Consider the following 17,840-nt stretch of genomic DNA (forward strand, 5'->3'; position numbering starts at 1 on the left):
TCGACCTCAACCTCGTCGAGAGATAGCATGGAGCACTGTTCGCGATGTCCTCGCACACCTGTTCGCGATGTCTCCGGTCCAAACAGAGGGGAGATTGGATATCAGGCCCGCTTTCGCCAATCTCCAACATCGCAGGGAGAGCCGTGGCAGCGAAGCCGCCAATCGCCCCCCTAGAGGGGGAGATGTCCAGCAGGACAGAGGGGGGCGTCGTGGAGCGCCAGGGCCGGAGAATTGTGGAGGCAGCAATGCCTGACCGTTCCTTCCTCTCCTGGCCGTTCTTCGAGGATCGCCACCGCGATCTGGCGGAGCGGCTGGAGGCATGGTGCGCCAAGAACCTGCCGGTCGCGCATGACGATGTCGACGCGGCCTGCCGCGAGCTGGTGGCCAAGCTCGGCCGGGACGGCTGGCTGAAGCCGACGGCGCTCGACACCGAAAACCCCTCGCCGCTCGACGTGCGCACGCTCTGCCTCACGCGCGAGACGCTGGCCCGGCATGATGGGCTGGCCGATTTCGCCTTCGCCATGCAAGGGCTCGGCACTGGCGCGCTCAGCCTGTTCGGCTCGCCCGACCAGCAGCACTGGCTGGCGAAGACACGGGCCGGCAAGGCGATTTCGGCTTTCGCGCTGTCGGAGCCGCGCTCGGGCTCGGACGTTGCCAATATGGAAATGACCGCCGCGCGTGACGGCGACAGCTATCTCCTATCCGGCGAAAAGACCTGGATCTCCAACGGCGGTATCGCTGACTTTTATGTTGTCTTTGCCCGTACCGGCGAGGCGCCCGGCGCCAAGGGGCTTTCCGCCTTTGTCGTGCCTTCCGAAACCGAGAGGCTGATCGTTGCCGAGCGGCTGGAGGTGATTGCGCCGCACCCGCTCGCCCGGCTGTCCTTCGACAATGCACGCATTCCAGCCTCGGCGCTGATCGGCAGACCCGGGGACGGTTTTCGCATCGCCATGTCCGTGCTCGACGTGTTCCGTTCGACCGTCGGCGCAGCGGCGCTCGGCTTTGCCCGGCGCGCGCTGGACGAAAGCATCACAAGAGTGGCCGAGCGCAGGCTGTTCGGTGCGCCGATGGCCGAGCTGCAGATGGTGCAGGGCCACATCGCCGACATGGCGCTGGATGTCGATGCCGCCGCGTTGCTGGTCTATCGTGCCGCCTGGACCAAGGACATGGGCGCGGCTCGGGTTACCCGCGAAGCCGCCATGGCCAAGCTGTTCGCTACCGACAAAGCGCAGGAGGTGATCGACAGGGCTGTGCAGCTGCATGGCGGCGACGGCGTCCGCAAGGGCCATATCGTCGAAAGCCTGTATCGCGAGATCCGGGCGCTGCGCATCTACGAGGGAGCGTCCGATGTGCAGAAGGTGGTGATTGCACGGCAAGTGATGGGAGCGGCCTGAGACGGGAGTTTGCGTGAAATTATTGTCTTCGAGTTTTGAGCGACCGGATTTGAGCATTGGGAGGTTTTGACATGCACACCATCCTGCAGCCGGAAGGCTGGGCGAAACCCGTCGGCTACGCCAATGGCGTCGCCGCGCGTGGGCAGCTTGTCTTCGTCGGCGGGCAGGTCGGCTGGAACGGACAGGGCCGCTTCGAGACCGATGATCTTGTCGGCCAGGTGCGGCAGACGCTGGCCAATATTGTTGCTGTGCTCGCCGAGGCCGACGCCAAGCCGCAACATATCACCTCGATGACCTGGTACTTTACCGACAAGGCGGAATATTTGGCCAATCTCAAGGGGATCGGCGAGGTCTATCGCGAGGTGATCGGCCGGCATTTTCCGGCGATGGCCGCCATGCAGGTGATGGCGCTGGTCGAGGATCGCGCCAAGGTTGAGATCCAGGCCACAGCGGTTATTCCGGAGTGACGGCAACACGCGGCAATTTTTTAAGCTTAAAACTTTCGCCTTGAAAAGCGCGGTACTTTGGATAGCATTCGATGTCTTGCGACTGCCGTGCCGGGAGGGCTTTCCGGCAGTCCCGTCACTTGACGCATCAAAACCGTGCGGGGCCAAACCCGTCCGATCACAACCAGAGGGAACGAAAATGAACTTCACCCGTCGCAACCTGCTGCTTCTTGCTGCTGCCATCGGCATCGCCGGCGGCCCGGCCTACGCCGAAGGCACGCTGAATGTCGGCGCCTATCCGACCAATCCGCCTTTTGAATACAAGAACGAGAGCGGCACGTTCGAGGGTTTCGAAGTCGACATCATCAATGAGGCGGCAAAGCGTATCGGCATGACCACTGATATCGCCGATCTCGGTTTCCAGGCGCTGTTCGCCGCCACCACCTCGAAGCGCATCGACGTCGCCATCTCGTCGATCACCATCACGCCGGAGCGGCTGAAGTCTCAGTCGTTCACGCAGCCCTACTATGATTCCGACATGGGCATCGCCGCGAAGGCCGACAGCCCGATCAAGGCCGAGGCCGACCTCAAGGGCAAGATCGTCGGCGTGCTGTCCGGCTCGACCGGCGAAGCCTGGGTCAAGGCCCACCAGGAAGCGGACGGGTTCAGTGACGTCAAGGGCTACGACACGCAGCAGAACTTGCTGCTCGATCTCAGCTCCGGCCGCGTCGATGCGGCGGTCAGCGATATTCCGGGCCTGGAATATTCTTTCACCAGGATGAAGGATCTCGCCGTAAAAGAGCGCATCAAGACCGGCGAGCAGTACGGTCTGATGATGACCAAGGACCACCCGCTGCTCGGCAAGCTGAACGACGCGCTGACCGCGATGAAGAAGGACGGCACGCTGGCCGCGATCCACAAGAAGTGGTTCGGCAGCGACGCACCTGCCGATTCCTCGACCGTCAAGGAAACTCCTATGCCGAAGGCCTGAGCGGCAGTTCACGCTTAAATGTCGTGCCGGCTTTCGATGCCGGCACGATTTCGGATTTCGGGCTCGGGCTCGAGCGTCGCGGGACGCCAAACGTTTCGGAAATGCTGCGATGTCGCTGCTGGACACCTTCTTCAACGCCGACGTCATGGTCTCCAGCCTGCCGGCGCTGTTGCGCGGCTTCCTGAACACCCTGCTGCTCGGAATCATGAGCATCGGCATCGGTATTCCCGTCGGCCTCGCGATCAGCCTGGTGCGGCTCTATGCGCCAAAGCCGCTTCGGCTGCTGGCTGTCGGCTACATTGACATTTTCCGGGCGATGCCGGTGCTGGTCGTGCTGATCCTGATCTACTATGCGCTGCCGTTCCTCGGCATTCGCCTGTCATCGTGGACGTCCGCGGTGATGGCCTTCGCCATCATCATGGCGGCCTATTCGGCCGAGGTGTTCCGCTCCGGTATAGAGAGCATTCCGCGCGGCCAGTTCGAGGCGGCGCAGGCGCTCGGCCTGCCGTTCTTGCTGACCTTGCGCAAGGTAGTGCTGCCGCAGGCGATCCGCATCGTCATTCCGCCAATGACCAGCAATTGCGTTTCGATGTTCAAGGATACTTCGCTCGCTTCCACCGTGGCGCTGCCCGAACTGCTGAAAGAAGCGACCAACGCGCAATCGCTCTATGCCAATCCTTCACCGCTGATCGGCGCGGCGCTGGTCTACCTCATCTTTCTCTGGCCGATGGTCCGTTTCGTCAGCCTCCTTGAACGCCGCTTTCAAACCGAAAAGACCCGCTAATCTGTCAGCGCACTTCGCAGGAGACGACCTTGAACCAGCATCAGATTTCGAAAACCGGCGATGCCGCAGCTTTCCCAGTCGAGACGATCCGCGCCATGTTTCCCGCCTTGCAGCAAGCCGGGGACTTCGTCTTCATGGACAATGCAGCCGGCGCGCAGATCCCGCAAAGCGTGCTCGATGCGGTCACCAACCATTTGGTCGCGCATAATGTGCAGCGCGGCGGCCGCTATGGCCGCAGCGTCACCGTCGACCAAGCCGTCGCCGGCGCTCGCGAAAGCGTGGCCTTGCTGATCAACGCCACCAACCCGGCGGAGATCTGTTTCGGCATGAACGCCACTTCGTTCATCCGCCTGGTCAGCCTCGGCATCGGCCAGATGCTTTCCGAGCGCCCAAACGGGGAGCGTGACGAGATCGTCATCACCGACATGGATCACGACGCCAATATCGCGACGTGGCTGGCGCTGGCGCCCGCCGGGGCCAAGTTCAAATGGTGGCGGATGCGCGACGACGGCAATCTGCATGTCGACGATTTGCGCCCGCTGGTCTCAGAGCGCACCCGGCTCGTCGCCTGCACGGTCACGGCCCATTCGATCGGCTCGATTGTCGACGTTGCCTCCGTGGCTGCGATTGCGCATGCGGCAGGCGCCGAAGTGTTCCTCGACTGCGTGCATTACGGGCCGCACGGGCTGATCGATGTGCAGGCCTGGGATTGCGACTATCTCGTCTGCTCCGGCTACAAGAATTTCTCGCCGCATATGGGCTTCCTGTGGGGCCGCTTCGAAACACTGAAGCGCCTGCCGACCTTCCGCGAGGATTTCATCCCCGACGAGCCGCCCCACAAAATCGAAGCCGGCACGTTCATCTACGAGAACGTCTCCGGCATGGATGCCGCGGTGCGCTACCTCGAATCGGTCGGCCGCAATTTCTTGTCCGAGAATAACCGGTCGCGCCGCGACAACATCGTCGCCGGCATGAATGCCATCCGCGACTACGAACAGGTGCTGGCGCGCGAAATGCTGGCGGTGCTCAAAGATTGCGGCGCGACGATCTACGGCGTGGCCGACGAGGCACGCCTCAGTGAGCGCGTGCCGACCTTCTGCTTCAATGTCGGCACGCTATCGCCGCAGAGGATCGTCGAGGAAATGGCCGAGATGCAGATCGGCATTCGCGACGGCCACATGTATGCGCCGCGTCTGATGAAGCGGCTCAACCTCGGCATGGACAGCGGCGCCGTGCGCGCCTCGCTGGTGCATTACAATACGATCGAGGAAGTCCGGCGCTTCGGCGAGGCGCTGCGCACCATCATCGCCCGGCTGTCCTGATCGGAGTGGGCGGCGGCGCCGGCGCGATCCTCGTGAAGCGCAAAGGCGGTCGCACCCGGGTTCTCCAAGCCGGGGCGCAATTGCATGCTTGGGATCAAGTAATCGCCGCCATTCTGCTGCCGATAACGAATGGGCCGGATTGTCTCGAGCGTTCGCATCCTTTCGCGCAGTCGCTCCGCGACAGGCTCGAAATCCGCCTCCCCGAAACGGTCCACCCTGTAAACCACGAACGGCGGAAGCACGTCGTAGCCCGGATAGTATAGAATCCCGTGATTGATCGGGAACAGCAGGTCGTCGATCGGGCCGTTGACGCCGCGGGCGGAGTAATGCTCTTCCCAGCCGCCTGCGGTCACGATCAGCATTGCGCGCTTGCCGGCGAGCGTTCCCTCACCAAAGCGGTCACCCCACCGCTTGTCGCTGTGCTCGCCAACGCCATAGGCGAAGCCGTAGGCGTACACGCGATCGACCCAGCCCTTGAGGATCGCCGGCATGGCGTACCACCACAGCGGGAACTGGAGGATCAGGGTGTCGGCCCATAGCAGCTTGTCGATCTCGGCTTTGACGTCATCGGTCAGAGTGTTGGTCGCAAAAGCCTTTTTGGAGGCGCCGGCCGGCAGGAAGCGTGCTTCGGGCGGCCACGACGGAAAGTCGGCACGGTCCACCTCGGCTTTCCAGCCGTCGGCATAGAGGTCCGACACCCGCACCTCGTGGCCTTGGGCCTCGAGTTCCCTGATGGCGACGTCGCGCAGCGCGCCGTTGAGCGAACGCGGTTCAGGATGAGCAAAAACAAGCAGGACTTTCATGGGTCTACTCCGAAGAAGGACGATAGACACCAAAGGTAGCCAGCCGCGGAATGATCCACTATATGTAGGAAATGTATAAGATAATGCCGAATAATGGATAGATCGGACGTCACTCTCGAGCGCATGCGCACCTTCGTTCGCGTCGCCGAGCGCGGCAGCCTCTCGGCGGTGGCGCGCGAGCTCGGAATTGGGCAGTCGACGGTCACACGGCATTTGCGAGAACTCGAGGAGGCCGTCGGAGTGCCCTTGCTCAGCAGGACCACCCGGCGTGTGACGATGACTGATGAAGGCAGCCGTTACTATGCCGACAGCGTCCAGGTCCTGCGCCTCGTTGAGCAGGCCGGCGATGAGGCGCGGGGCACGCGCGGCGCGTCGGCCGGCACGATCCGGATATCCTGCACAGCGGCGCTCGGGGTCTTGCACGTCAGCCGGCTGATCTTCGCCTTTCAGGACCGCTATCCCGATATCGGCATCGATCTTAGCCTCACCGACGAGCGCATCGATCTTGTGCGGGAGGGCGTCGACATTGCGCTTCGCCTGGGTCCGCTCACCGACAGCTCAATGAAACTGCGGGCGCTCGGGCAATCCCGGCGTCTGCTGGTGGCGGCGCCGGCCTATCTGGCGGCGCGGGGCAGACCGGCTGTCCCGCAGGATCTGCCTGGCCATGAAGGCATCCGGATGTCGAACATCGCGGGAAGCGACACACTCGCCCTGCAGGGGCCGGGCGGCAAACGCTTTGCGGTGCCCTTTGGCGGTCGATTTCGGGTCGACCATGGGCTTGCCGCGCGCGAAGCCCTTGTCGCCGGACGCGGTATCGCACCCGCCACCATTGGCTTGTCGACGATCTCCTGGCGGCCGGCCGGCTGGAAGTGGTCCTGCCGGGCTATTTTCCGCCTCCCGTCCCGCTGAGCATGCTGATCGTTCCGGAGCGTGCGGGCATTGCCCGGGTGCGACTGCTGGTCGACTTTCTCGCCGAGCAGATCTCCGGCATTCCGGGGATCGAGAAGCGGTAGCCGGCCGGCAAACCTCGCCGGATCAGGCGGCCTTCTTCTTCGCCAAACGTGCCTTGATGCTGGCAACGTCGGCACGTGGCGTCGCAGCGAACAGCGTCCTGGTGTAGCTGTGTTTGGGGTCGGCGAAGACCTCGTCGCGCGAGCCGTATTCGACCGCTTCGCCGAAATACATTACCATCACGTCGTCGGCGATGTAGCGCACCACCGACAGGTCGTGGCTGATGAAAACATAGGTTAGCTGAAACTCGTCCTGCAGGTCGGCGAGCAGGTTCAGCACCTGCGCCTGCACCGAAAGATCAAGTGCCGAGACCGGCTCATCCAGCACCAGAAGGCTGGGGTTGAGCATCAGCGCGCGGGCGATGGCGATCCGCTGGCGCTGGCCGCCCGAAAACATATGCGGGTAGCGATTAAAGTGCTCGGGGCCGAGACCGACCTTCTTTAGCATCTTCATGGCAAGATCGCGCCGCTCGTCGGCCGTGCTGTCGGTGTTGATGAGCAGCGGCTCGGCAAGCACGTCGCCGATCTTCTGGCGTGGATTGAGCGAACCATAAGGGTTTTGGAAGACGATCTGGACCTTGCGGCGCATTTCCTTCGACAGGCCGTTCCTGCCGATGTCTACCTTCTTGCCGTCGATGAAAAGCTCGCCGGAGGTCGCCGGGTCGATCAGGGTGATGATGCGGGCGAGTGTTGACTTGCCGCAGCCGCTCTCGCCGACGATGGCCAGCGTCTTGCCCTTGTCGACGCTGAACGAAACACCCTTGACCGCATGAACCGTACGGGAGGGGCGGAAAAGCCCGCCACCGACATGATAGTCGCGCACGATGTTCTTGCCTTCGACTACCGTCACGCTCATGAGGCGGTTCCTCCTGCGGACCGGGCTGCGACTACAGATGGGGCCGGCTCAAACAGCATGTCGGAAACAGTAGGCAACCGGTCGCCGACGGCGTTTTCGGGCAGCGCCGACAGGAGCGCGCGCGTGTAGTTGCTCTTGGGGGACTCGAACAGCGACAGCACGTCGGCCTCTTCCATCTTGCGGCCCTTGTACTGGACGATGACACGGTCGGCGGTCTCGGCAACCACCCCCATATTGTGGGTGATCATGATCAGGCCCATGCCATATTTGGCCTGCAGGCCGACCAGCAGATCGAGGATCTGCTTCTGGATGGTGACATCGAGCGCCGTGGTTGGCTCGTCGGCGATCAAAAGCTTGGGATTGCAGGCGATGGCGATGGCGATCATGACGCGCTGACACTGACCACCCGACATCTGGTGCGGGAAGGAGCCCAGCCGTTCCTCGGGGTCGGCGATGCCGACCAACTTCATCAATTCGATGGCACGCGCCCGGCGCTGGGCGCGGTCCATGCCCATATGGAAGCGCAGCACCTCCTCGATCTGGAAGCCGACGGTGAAGCACGGGTTGAGGCTGGCGACCGGCTCCTGGAAGATCATCGAAATGTCCTTGCCGACGATCTTGCGCCGCTCGGATGGGCCGAGCTTGAGCAGGTCGATGCCGTCGAAGGCCATGCGGTCGGCCCTCACCGTCGCGGTGTTGGGCAAAAGCCCCATCACCGCCAGCATCGCCACCGACTTGCCCGAACCGGATTCGCCGACGATCGCCAGCACCTCGCGCGGTTCGACCGACAGGTCGATGCCTTGTACCGCCATGAATGGTCCAGCGGCGGTGTCGAAGGAAACGGTCAGGTTCTTGATCTCGAGAAGAGGCATTGGATTATGACCTCTTCAGCTTGGGATCGAAGGCATCGCGCAAGCCGTCGCCGATCAGATTGATGGCAAGCACAGTGATCAGGATGGCAAGGCCGGGGAAGGTCACCACCCAAGGCGCGCGCAGGATGAACTCGCGCGCCGAGGCGAGCATCGTGCCCCATTCCGGCGTCGGCGGCTGCGCACCGACACCGAGGAAGCCGAGCGCCGCAGCCTCGAGAATAGCGTTGGAGAAGGACAACGTCGCCTGCACGATCAGCGGTGCCAGGCAGTTCGGCAGGATCGTCCTCACCATCAAGCGAAGATGACCGGCACCAGCCACCTTGGCGGAGATGACATATTCGCGGTTCTTTTCGGCCATCACGGCGGCGCGGGTGAGGCGCGCGAAATGCGGCTGCAGCACCAGCGCGATCGCCAGCATGGCATTGAAAAGGCCCGGGCCGAGGATCGCCACCAGCACCAGCGCCAGAAGCAGCGACGGGAAGGCCAGGATGATATCCATGATGCGCATGATCAGAGTGTCGACCCAGCCACGGAAATAGCCGGCGAGCACGCCAAGCACGATGCCGCTGGTGAGCGAGAAGACAACGACCACCAGACCGATGAACAGCGAGAAACGCGCCCCGAAGATCAACCGTGAAAGCATGTCGCGGCCGACCGCGTCGGTGCCGAGCAGGAACATCGATTTGCCGCCTTCCTGCCAGGCAGGGGGTGCCAGCAGCGCATCGCGAAACTGCTCGTCGGGCGAATGTGGGGCGACGAACGGCGCAAAGATCGCCACCAGCACCAGCACCGAAAACACGACAAGGCCGATGACCGCGCCGGTGTTCATCGAGAAGTAGTGCCAGAACTCGGCGAAAGCCCGTTGCCTGCCGCCTGTCGGGATGGAGGCGGCGGTAGCTTCGGCGGCGGATTCGTCGGTCATCTCACTGCACCCGGATGCGCGGATTGATGACGGCGTAGAGCACGTCGACGATCAGGTTCACCGCCATGACGATCAGCGCGATGATCAGCAATCCGCTCTGGACGACGACATAGTCGCGCTTGCCGATGGCATCGATCATCCATTTGCCGATGCCCGGCCAGGAAAAAATGGTCTCGGTCAGAATGGCGCCCGCCATCAAGGTGCCGACCTGCAGTCCAATGGTGGTGACTACCGGGATCAGCGCGTTGCGAAAAGCGTGCAGACCGATGACGCGGCGCGGCGCCAGGCCCTTGGCGCGCGCGGTGCGGACATAGTCCTCGCCCAGCACCTCGAGCATCGCCGAGCGCGTCTGGCGCGCTATGACGGCAAGCGGGATCGTCGCCAGCACGATCGACGGCAGGATCAAATGGCTGACGGCAGATTTGAAAGCGCCGCTCCTGCCGGAGATCAGGCTGTCGATGAGCATGAACCCGGTCGTCGGCCTGAAGAAATACTGCAGGCCGATGCGGCCGGAAACCGGCGTCCAGCCGAGATAGCCGGAGAAGAAGATAATGAGCAGCAACCCCCACCAGAAGATCGGCATCGAATAGCCGGTCAGCGCGACGCCCATCGTCGCCTGGTCGAACCACGAGCCGCGCTTGACCGCGGCGAAGATACCGGCAGGAATGCCGAGCAGGACGGCGATGATCAACGCCACTGTTGCCAGTTCCAGCGTGGCTGGAAACAGCGCCTGGAATTCGCCGAGCACTGGCCGCTTGGTGGCAATAGATATGCCGAAATCGCCGGTCAGGACCCTGCCGATATATTCCAGGTATTGGATGACATAGGGCCGGTTGTAGCCAAACTGCTCGATGAGCTGGGCGTAACGCTCGGGGCTGACGCCGCGCTCGCCCGCCAGGGCCAGGATAGGATCGCCGGGCAGAAGCCGGACGAAAGCAAACGCCGCCAGCGATATGCCGAACACCGTCGGGATGATCAAAGCGAGCTTGTGGAGGAGATAACGGAGCATCTTGCTTCATAGAACGGCGGCGCGGGAAGTCCAGCGCCGCCGTTCAATTTCTCAGGACTTATTCGGTGACGTCGACGCCGTCAAACCGATGAATGCCGAGCGGGTCCATAACGAAGCCCGACACCTTCTTGTTCATCGGCATGAAGACCTTGGAGTGGGCGATGGTCAGCCACGGAGCCTCCCGCTTGAACACCACCTGAGCTTCCTCGTAGATCTTGGTGCGCTCAGCGACGTCCGTCGTCGCCTTGCCTTTTTTCAGCAGGGCTTCGAATTCCTGGTTGCACCAGATCGCATAATTGGACTGGCCGATGGCATCGCAACCGAGCAGGAAAAAGAAGTTGTCCGGATCGCCATTGTCACCGGTCCAGCCCAGTTGGAAGGCGCCATCGCGATCCTTAGCCTTGCCGCGCTGGCGATACTCAGTCCATTCGTAACTGACGATCTCCGCCTTGACCCCGACAGCGGCATAGTCGGCCTGGATCAACTCGGCGACGCGCTGGGCGTTCGGGTTGTAGGGGCGGCTGACCGGCATAGCCCAGATCTTCATCGACAGATCCTTGACGCCTGCATCGGCCAGCATCTTCTTGGCCGCCTCCGGATCATAGGGATCGTCCTTGATGTCCTTGTTATAGGACCACATGGTCGGCGGGATCGGGTTGATGGCCGGCGCGCCGGCGCCCTGATAGACCGCGTCGATGATCGCCTTCTTGTTTACCGCCATGTTGAGGGCCTTGCGGACCTCGACCTTGTCGAAGGGCGGCTGCGTCGTGTTGTAAGCCATGTAGCCGATGTTCAGGCCTTCCTGCTCGTCGACCTTGAGGTTCGCGTCAGCCTGCAGTCCGGCAATGTCGGCCGGCGCCGGGTATGACATGATATCGCACTCGCCCGCCTTCAGCTTCTGCGCGCGTACGGCCGGATCGGGCGTGATGGCGAAGATCAGATCGTCGATCTTCTGTCGCCCGCCATAGTAGCCGTCCCATGCTGCATAGCGCACGACCGCATCGACCTGATAGTCGACGAACTGGAACGGACCAGTGCCGACCGGCTTCTGGGTGAACTGCTGCCTGGTGCCGGCCTTGTCGAGTTGGTCGGCATATTCCTTGGAGACGATCGAGGCGAAATCCATGCCGAGGTCCGGCAGGAACGCGACTTCAGGCTTGTTCAGCACGAATTTCACCGTCAGGTCGTCGACCTTGACGATTTCCTTCAGGAGATCGGGGAAGCCCATGCCGGTGAAATATTCCCAGCCGGTGCCTTCCAGATAGCTGTACCACGGGCTTTCTTTCTTCCACTGGCGTTCGAAGGAAAAGATCACGTCGTCGGCGTTGAGGTCGCGCGTCGGCGTGAAATAATCGGTCGTCTGGAATTTCACACCCGGGCGAAGCTTGAAGGTGTATTCGAGACCGTCGTCGGAAACCGTCCAGCTCTCGGCCAGGCCGGGCGAGATGGTGGTCTTGCCATGCTCGAACTCGACCAGGCGCGAATAGATGGTGCGCGACGAGGCGTCGAAGTCGTTGCCGCCGCTCCATGGCGACGGGTCGAAGCCGGCCGGCGAAGCCTCCGAGCAATAGACCAGTTGTTTTGCATTGGCCATGCCGCCGAGGACGCTTGCAGCCAGCAACGCGGCTGCAAAAGTCAGTTTCTTTTTCATTGAGCACTCCCTGATGTTCTTCCAAGCCCCTCTATCAGGCTCGCGAAGGCCGCATATAAGCACCGTTTTTCTAGCTTTGGAACTGCTTGTTTGCCTAACCCACGGGAAGCAGAAAAAAATTCCGGCACGCGGCAAATTGTGGAAAAAACGAGCCGAATCCGCAGATCACGACATTATTAGCGACTTCAATTTTTTGTTGATCGGCGATGCCGCCAATTGTGGGAATCGAGCCGTTCGGTTCAAGAGATGCGCATCCGAAAACCGGTCGCGGCCGAGAGGTTTGACGGCAAGTCTTACCGCACTCCAGGTGGAGAGGCTTGCACGGCCGTCGCTTGTGGCAATACATAGATAGGTGGGCAGCGTGCCGGATTTTCCCACGTTCCGGACATTGCTGCAAGCGTGGGATATCGTTGTGATCAGGGCGGTGGTGGCGCGCAAGCATGCCGAAACAATAAGAACGATTGAGGGAGCGACAGGTGGCAAAACCGGCAAAGACAACCAACGCGGCGAAAGCAAAGGCCGAGGCAACATCGAAAGCAGTCAAGTCAAAAGCGGCCGCCGCCAAGCCGACGGCTACCGCGAAGGCAAGCGCGAAGCCGGCGGCGAAGACCACGGCTGGAGCGGCTGCTAAACCGGCAACCGGCAAGACGGCGCCTGCTGCAAAGTCTGCCGCCAAGCCGGCGGCGAAGGCAGTGCCGACAGCGCCACGACTGCCGGCAGGTCCGGCCAAGAGATTACCAAAGGCGATCACGTCGCTGGCCGCCGGCCTGCCGGAAAAACCGTGGCTCAAGAGTTATCCAAAGATCGTGCCGGCCGAGATCGGCGCCCTGCCCTCCAGCTCGATCGGCGACTTTCTCGTCACCGTGTGCAAGCAGTTTGCAAGCCGGCCGGCTTTCGTCTGCATGGGCAAATCGATCACCTATGCCGACCTCGAGCGACAGTCGGCCGCCTTCGGCGCCTATCTGCAATCAACGGGGCTGCAGAAGGGCGCGCGCGTCGCGCTGATGATGCCGAATGTGCTGCAATATCCGGTGGCGATGATGGCAGTGCTTCGCGCCGGCTATGTCGTGGTAAACATCAATCCGCTCTACACGCCGCGCGAGCTGGAGCACCAGCTCAAGGATTCCGGCGCTCAAGCCATTGTCATCCTCGAAAATTTTGCCTGCACCCTGCAGGCGGTGATCGCCAGGACCGCGGTCAAGCATGTCGTGGTCGCCTCGATGGGCGACATGCTCGGCGGGCTCAAGGGAACGATCGTCAACTTCGTTGTACGCCGCGTCAAGAAGATGGTGCCGGCATGGTCGCTGCCCGGCCATGTCAAGTTCAACGCCGCGCTGAAGGCGGGCACCGGCAAGGCCTTCAGGCCCGCAAGGGTCGCGGCCGACGACATCGCCTTCCTGCAATACACGGGCGGCACGACCGGCATCTCCAAGGGCGCGATGCTTTTGCACAGCAACATTTTGGCGAACGTCGCGCAGAACGCGCTGTGGGCCGAAGACGCTTTTACCGTCAAGCCGAAGCCGGCGCATCTGAACTTCCTCTGCGCGCTGCCGCTCTATCACATTTTTGCGCTGACGGCGAACGTGCTGGTAGGCATGCAGCAAGGCGCGCAGAATGTCCTCATCCCCAATCCGCGCGACATTCCCGGCTTCGTCAAGGAGCTGCAGAAATACCCGATCCACATCTTTCCGGGCCTCAACACGCTGTTCAATGCGCTGCTCAATAATGAGGATTTTCGCAAGCTCGATTTCAAGCCGCTGATCCTGACGCTGGGTGGCGGCATGCCGGTGCAGAGGGCCATCGCCGAACGCTGGAAGGCGCTGACCGGCTGCCCGATCAGCGAGGCCTACGGGCTCACCGAGACCTCGCCGGGAGCAACGATCAACAAATTCAGCGACGGCGTTTACACCGGCACGATCGGCCTGCCGCTGCCCTCGACCGAGATCGCCATCCGCGACGACGACGGCAACAATTTGCCGCTCGGCGAAGTCGGCGAAATCTGCATCCGCGGACCGCAGGTGATGGCCGGCTACTGGAACCGGCCGGACGAGACCGCCAAGGTGATGACCGAGGACGGCTTCTTCAAATCGGGCGACATGGGCTTCATGGACGACCTTGGCTACACCAAGATCGTCGACCGCAAGAAGGACATGATCCTGGTTTCCGGCTTCAACGTCTATCCGAACGAACTCGAGGAAGTGGTGGCGCAGCATCCAGGCGTACTCGAAGTGGCGGCGATCGGCGTGCCGGACGAGCATTCGGGTGAAGTGCCGAAGCTGTTCGTCGTCAAGAAGGACCCGGCACTGACCGCCGACATGCTGACGGCTTATTGCCGCGAGAACCTGACCGGCTACAAGCGTCCCAGATATATTGAGTTCCGCACCGAGCTGCCGAAGACACCGGTCGGCAAGATCCTGCGACGGGCGTTGCGGGGCTAGGCGCAGCTTGAGCGATTGCATCGCCGGCGCCAACGCCGTGAGCATAGGTTCGCGCCCGGACCCGGCACAGTTCATCCGGGCGAACATGCGGATCGCCCCCGTGCCCGCGCTTCCCGAAATTCGGCTCTACACCGCCCATCCGGGAAGCGGGCTCAGGCGGCTTCTCGAATGGAACCAACATGCGACCGAAGAAGACGGACCTGAACCGGAGCCACCGTACTGGGCCTATGTCTGGGCCGGCGGCGCGGTCCTTGCCCGCCACATATTCGACCGGCCGGAGACCGTGGCCGGCCGTCGCGTGCTCGACCTCGGCGCCGGTTCGGGTCTCGTCGGCATTGCAGCGGCAAAAGCCGGGGCAAGCGCGGTCGTCGCGGCCGAGATCGATCGCAACGGTGTGGTTGCGCTCGGCCTCAACGCGACTGCGAACGGCGTCGCTATCATGATCATTGGCGAAGACATCACCAGCGGTCCGCCGCCACCGGTGGATGTCGTGGTGGTCGGCGACCTGTTCTACGCCCATGATCTCGCCGGCCGGGTCGTCCCCTTCCTCGACCGCTGCCTTGCAGCCGGCATCGCCGTGCTGATCGGCGATCCGGGCCGCGCCTATCTGCCCCGCTCGCGGCTTCGCCTGCTGGCCGAATACGAGGTGCCGGATGTCGGCGAAGGCAGGAATGCGGCGATGAAACCGAGCGGCGTGTTCTCGTTCGGACCAGCTAGCTGCGAGTCTAGACTGTCTCGCTGACCCGCGCCGAAAGAAAATCAGGCAGGTCGGCCACCGAATCCAGAATGACGTCGGCTATCTGGGACAGCGATTCACGTGTGCCGGTGCCGGACAGCACGCCGACCGCCAGACCGCAGCCGCCCGCCCGCGCCATTTCAAGATCGTGACGGTTGTCGCCGACCATGGCGATTGCCGAGGGCCTGAGCCCCGTCAGATCAGAGAAGGCAAGGATCGTATCCGGCGCCGGTTTTGGATTGGCCACCGCGTCGTAACCATAGGCGGCGTCGAAAAGCTGCGCGACGCCCAGCGTGACCAGGGTCTTTTCCGCGCCGCTGGTCGAGTCGTTGGTGGCGACACCAAGCCGGTAGGATTTTCTGTGAAGCAGGCCAAGCGTCTCGACCACGCCCGGCAGCGCCACCGCCATTGCCGATCCTTGCGCCGAGGTGATGGCGTTGAAGCGGGCGACGGCAAGCATCTGGTCCTCGTCGGACAGCCGTGGAAACCACAGCTCGACGACGTCCATGTTGGTGCCGGAGGCAAAAATCGAATCCGGCTTGAAGCGCTTGGTGGCGAAGTCGAAGCCCGCCGCCGCAAGCAGCCTGTCTGCTTTCCAGCGATCGCCTTCGGCCGCATCCATCGCCATGAAGTCGGCGATGCCCAGCCATGTCGCGTTGAAATCCACGAGCGTGCCGTCCTTGTCGAACAATATTCCCTTGATGTCCGCCAAGCTTTTCACTCCGGGCCGCGCAAGCGGTGGATGTATTCCACCAGTCCAGCAGTCGAGGCATCCCGCTTTGCGGCGTTCTCCTTGCCTTCAACGACGGGCAGCAGCCCGGTTGCCAGTTCCTTGCCGAGCTCGACGCCCCACTGGTCGAAGGAGTTGATGTTGAACAGCGTGCCTTCGACGAAGACGCGGTGTTCGTAAAGCGCAATCAGCCGTCCGAACGTGTGGGGGTCGAGTTTCCTGTAGAGGATCGTCACTGAGGGGCGGTCGCCGGAGAAGACGCGGTGCGGAGCAATCCTGTCGACATCGGCCGGCTTCATGCCTTTCGCCAGCATCTGCGCTCGGGCTTCCTCAAGCGTGCGGCCCTTCATGAAGGCTTCCGACTGCGCCAGGCAATTGGCAAGCAGAAGGTCGTGGTGATGCTTCAGTTCCGGCTCGTGGCCGACGGCAGCGGCGAGGAATTCGACCGGAATGAAGTCGGTGCCCTGATGCAGAAGTTGGAAGAAGGCATGCTGGCCATTGGTGCCGGGCTCGCCCCAGACCAGCGGGCCGGTCGGCGTCGTTACAGCGCCGCCGTCCAGGGTGACGCTCTTGCCGTTCGATTCCATGTCGAGCTGCTGCAGATAGGCCGGCAGCCTGGACAGACGCTGATCGTAGGGGATGACGGCGCGAGCGGGGTATTTGCAGATCACGCGGTGCCACCAGCCAATCAGCCCCATCAGCGCCGGCAGGTTCTTCGCCAGCGGGGCGGTGCGGAAATGCTCGTCCATCTCATGGGCGCCGTCGAGAAAGGCGCGAAAATCCTTCGGGCCGATGGCGATCATCACCGGCAGACCGATCGCACCCCAGACGGAATAGCGCCCGCCGACCCAGTCCCAGAAGCCGAAGACGCGATCGGGCGCGATGCCGAATTTGGCGACCAGGTCGAGCGCCGTCGAGACGGCGGCGAAATGCTTGCCGACCGCTTCCTTGCCGAGCGCCTTCTCGACCCATCTGCGCGCGGTTTCGGCATTGGTCATCGTCTCGACCGTGGTGAAGGTCTTGGAGGCGATGATGAACAGGGTGGTTTCGGCGGAAAGACCCTTCAGCGTGTCGTGGATATGGGCACCGTCGATATTGGATACGTAATGCGCGCGCGGCCCGTCATGATAGGGCGCCAGCGCCAGCGTCGCCATGGCCGGGCCGAGATCGGAGCCGCCGATGCCGATGTTGACGATGTCGGTGATCTTCTTGCCGGTCGCGCCGGCCGCCTTGCCGGAACGCACCGCGTCGGCGAAGGCACCCATCGCGTCGAGTACGGCAAGGACTTCCGCCTTCACGTCCTGGCCGTCGAGCACGATGCCCTTGCCGGTCAGGTTGCGCAGCGCCGTGTGCAGCACGGCGCGGCCTTCAGTGACGTTGATCTTCTTGCCGGCAAACATCGCGTCGCGCCGGCCTTCGAGGTCAGCGGCCTCAGCCAGTTTCTCCAGCAACTCCATAGTCCGCGCATCGACCGCGCATTTCGACCAGTCGAGCAGCAGGTCGCCGTCACTGGCGGAGAATTTCTCGAAGCGCTGCGGATCGGCAGCGAAAGCCTCGCGCATCGAGCCCGATTTGGCCGCACGGTGATCGCGCAATGCGTCGAGCTGCTTTTGAAAGGACGATTGATCCACTGCTTCGCTCCGGTCTCTTGAGATGCATCTTATCAGGCCGGATGTTTCCGGCGCGTGTCGTCGCGGCAAACTATCGGGTCGAATCCCATCTGTTTCAATGCGCAGCGATGCCGCAGCGCAGCGTGGGCCGGCTCAAAGGATCACTGGCATAAATCCCAGCGATCAGAAAAATTGATTGGCGCAACACCTTGTGCCACCGGTACATTCGACTGGTCCAGCCATGTGAAAAAAGCTGGCCATCGAGG

16 protein-coding genes and 1 pseudogene are annotated in these 17,840 nt (G+C 62.5%); 8 read left to right on the forward strand and 9 right to left on the reverse strand.

From position 1 onward, the window contains the following. The first annotated feature begins 245 nt into the window (after nt 1–245). From NKH90_RS07355 to NKH90_RS07375, 5 genes are all read left to right on the forward strand, one after another. The gene (locus NKH90_RS07355; protein ID WP_352767137.1) at nt 246–1,394 is read left to right on the forward strand and encodes an acyl-CoA dehydrogenase family protein; all 1,149 of its coding nucleotides are present in this window, start codon (nt 246–248) and stop codon (nt 1,392–1,394) included. Between the two features lie 71 nt (nt 1,395–1,465). Next, entirely contained in the window at nt 1,466–1,861 is a 396-nt protein-coding gene (locus NKH90_RS07360; protein WP_352540471.1) for a RidA family protein, read from the forward strand. A 178-nt stretch (nt 1,862–2,039) separates the two neighbouring features. Beyond that, the gene (locus NKH90_RS07365) at nt 2,040–2,831 is read left to right on the forward strand and encodes an ABC transporter substrate-binding protein (RefSeq protein WP_352613846.1); all 792 of its coding nucleotides are present in this window, start codon (nt 2,040–2,042) and stop codon (nt 2,829–2,831) included. Nucleotides 2,832–2,940: 109 nt separating this feature from the next. Continuing rightward, nucleotides 2,941–3,615, forward strand: coding sequence for an amino acid ABC transporter permease (locus NKH90_RS07370; protein WP_352767140.1), 675 nt, complete (start codon nt 2,941–2,943; stop codon nt 3,613–3,615). A 29-nt stretch (nt 3,616–3,644) separates the two neighbouring features. Next, on the forward strand, nt 3,645–4,937 hold the full coding sequence (locus NKH90_RS07375; protein WP_352767142.1) for a cysteine desulfurase-like protein: 1,293 nt from the start codon (nt 3,645–3,647) through the stop codon (nt 4,935–4,937). Here the strand turns inward: NKH90_RS07375 and NKH90_RS07380 are convergent. After that, nucleotides 4,868–5,740 carry an NAD(P)H-dependent oxidoreductase gene (locus tag NKH90_RS07380; RefSeq protein WP_352540503.1) on the reverse strand — a complete coding sequence of 291 codons (873 nt, stop codon included), beginning with the start codon at nt 5,738–5,740 and terminating at the stop codon, nt 4,868–4,870. The two genes, NKH90_RS07375 and NKH90_RS07380, sit on opposite strands and share 70 nt — an antisense overlap. Before the next feature lie 93 nt (nt 5,741–5,833). Here NKH90_RS07380 and NKH90_RS07385 point away from each other — a divergent pair. Beyond that, a pseudogene (locus NKH90_RS07385) lies at nt 5,834–6,753 on the forward strand (LysR family transcriptional regulator). A 22-nt stretch (nt 6,754–6,775) separates the two neighbouring features. Here NKH90_RS07385 and NKH90_RS07390 read toward each other — a convergent pair. The 6 genes from NKH90_RS07390 to NKH90_RS07415 form a co-directional block, all read right to left on the reverse strand. Beyond that, a complete protein-coding gene (locus NKH90_RS07390; RefSeq protein ID WP_352448539.1) occupies nt 6,776–7,606 on the reverse strand; it encodes a dipeptide ABC transporter ATP-binding protein in 831 nt (276 codons plus the stop codon). Next, nucleotides 7,603–8,478, reverse strand: coding sequence for an ABC transporter ATP-binding protein (locus tag NKH90_RS07395; protein ID WP_023676824.1), 876 nt, complete (start codon nt 8,476–8,478; stop codon nt 7,603–7,605). The genes NKH90_RS07390 and NKH90_RS07395 overlap by 4 nt, the downstream gene beginning before the upstream one ends. A 4-nt stretch (nt 8,479–8,482) precedes the next feature. Beyond that, on the reverse strand, nt 8,483–9,400 hold the full coding sequence (locus NKH90_RS07400) for an ABC transporter permease subunit (RefSeq protein WP_352470002.1): 918 nt from the start codon (nt 9,398–9,400) through the stop codon (nt 8,483–8,485). A 1-nt stretch (nt 9,401) separates the two neighbouring features. After that, nucleotides 9,402–10,409, reverse strand: a complete 1,008-nt coding sequence (locus tag NKH90_RS07405; protein WP_023676822.1) for an ABC transporter permease subunit — start codon at nt 10,407–10,409, stop codon at nt 9,402–9,404. A 58-nt stretch (nt 10,410–10,467) separates the two neighbouring features. Further along, a complete protein-coding gene (locus NKH90_RS07410) occupies nt 10,468–12,060 on the reverse strand; it encodes an ABC transporter substrate-binding protein (RefSeq protein WP_352448537.1) in 1,593 nt (530 codons plus the stop codon). Between the two features lie 94 nt (nt 12,061–12,154). Continuing rightward, the gene (locus tag NKH90_RS07415; protein WP_352769185.1) at nt 12,155–12,850 is read right to left on the reverse strand and encodes a hypothetical protein; all 696 of its coding nucleotides are present in this window, start codon (nt 12,848–12,850) and stop codon (nt 12,155–12,157) included. A gap of 16 nt (nt 12,851–12,866) precedes the next feature. Between NKH90_RS07415 and NKH90_RS07420 the strand changes: the two genes are divergently transcribed. Both NKH90_RS07420 and NKH90_RS07425 read left to right on the forward strand, forming a co-directional pair. Further along, nucleotides 12,867–14,498 carry a long-chain-fatty-acid--CoA ligase gene (locus tag NKH90_RS07420; protein ID WP_352769182.1) on the forward strand — a complete coding sequence of 544 codons (1,632 nt, stop codon included), beginning with the start codon at nt 12,867–12,869 and terminating at the stop codon, nt 14,496–14,498. Between the two features lie 85 nt (nt 14,499–14,583). Then, a complete protein-coding gene (locus NKH90_RS07425; RefSeq protein WP_352818783.1) occupies nt 14,584–15,240 on the forward strand; it encodes a class I SAM-dependent methyltransferase in 657 nt (218 codons plus the stop codon). On the opposite strand, the gene NKH90_RS07430 is transcribed toward NKH90_RS07425, so the two are convergent. Beyond that, a complete protein-coding gene (locus NKH90_RS07430) occupies nt 15,224–15,946 on the reverse strand; it encodes an HAD family hydrolase (RefSeq protein WP_352448533.1) in 723 nt (240 codons plus the stop codon). The genes NKH90_RS07425 and NKH90_RS07430 overlap by 17 nt on opposite strands. A 5-nt stretch (nt 15,947–15,951) precedes the next feature. Then, on the reverse strand, nt 15,952–17,595 hold the full coding sequence (gene pgi, locus NKH90_RS07435) for a glucose-6-phosphate isomerase (RefSeq protein WP_352591237.1): 1,644 nt from the start codon (nt 17,593–17,595) through the stop codon (nt 15,952–15,954). Nucleotides 17,596–17,840: the final 245 nt, after the last annotated feature.

The organism is Mesorhizobium sp. M0898 (genome assembly GCF_040319695.1).
In the GTDB taxonomy this organism is placed as follows: domain Bacteria; phylum Pseudomonadota; class Alphaproteobacteria; order Rhizobiales; family Rhizobiaceae; genus Mesorhizobium.